Origin of the sequence: Candidatus Jidaibacter acanthamoeba (assembly GCF_000815465.1) — a bacterium.
Taxonomy (GTDB): Bacteria; Pseudomonadota; Alphaproteobacteria; order Rickettsiales; family Midichloriaceae; genus Jidaibacter; species Jidaibacter acanthamoebae.
Map to the genome: position 1 here is coordinate 1 of NZ_JSWE01000149.1, position 983 is coordinate 983.

Below are 983 nucleotides of genomic sequence, written 5' to 3' on the forward strand. Positions count from 1 at the left end.
AGTTACTGCTATATATAATAGTGTAAAACTTCCTTGATCGTATAGAAACTTATATTTACCCACATCATCATTACGCGCAAATACATTTGGATTAACACCTGTCTTAAGTAGCCCGTCTAATAATCTTGGGTTATGCTTTTCTATTGCTTTGAATGCTTCTATTTCAGGTTTTAGCTTTAGCGGTTCCCAATGCCTGATGATAAAAGCTTTTATTAACGCTTCATTTTCTCCGCTATCTAAATATATTGCTCCTATAATCGCTTCCATAGCATCAGCTAATATTCGATCGTTAATTTGATCCTCATGTATAATTTCACCATTCTGTATTATATATTCACCAAGGTTTAACTTCTTCGCTACATCTAATAATGTACCTTTGTTACTTACCAGATTTGATACCCTATTATTTAACTCACCTTTTTTACTTTTAGGATTTTGTTCAAGCACTAAGCTTGTTACTGCAAGCTCTAATACTCTGTCTCCTAAAAACTCTAAACGCTCGTTAGTTTTTTGATGCTGCTGTTGGTATAATTTTATATTATTTGCTACTGTTTTTGTTAATGCCTCTATTAACAAAGCTTTATCTTTAAATTTATATTTTAGCTCTATTTCTAAGATGCTATACTTTTCAGGTCCTATAAAATCCCTGGTATTTCTGGTCGCTTTCATAATTGTTGCACCTTGCTAATATTGAATTTAATTAATTTAGCTTTAATAAATAATACATATTATTTATTTTATAAAATTAATTATTATTAAAATTATATGGTGATTTTCTCAACACTTTATAGTTACTATTAAAATTCTTAAATTATTAGTACTATATATTACATAAGCAAACAGGGGTTATCATACTCTTGCGCGACCTGCATAGAACGTTTACACTCCCCTAAAGCAGGAATAATAGCATTATATAAAATATGAGTATCCATTTCAAACTTCATTGAAATTATAGACTTAAACTCCCATTCAAGAGACTGCCT

General features: G+C 29.9%; 1 protein-coding gene. It reads right to left on the reverse strand.

The genetic code is table 11. The features are described from left to right. Positions 1 to 669, reverse strand: a 669-nt coding sequence (locus NF27_RS07615) for a ribonuclease III family protein (protein WP_275574617.1), incomplete at its 3' end; no start/stop codon positions are given. Between the last annotated feature and the right edge of the window lie 314 nt (positions 670 to 983).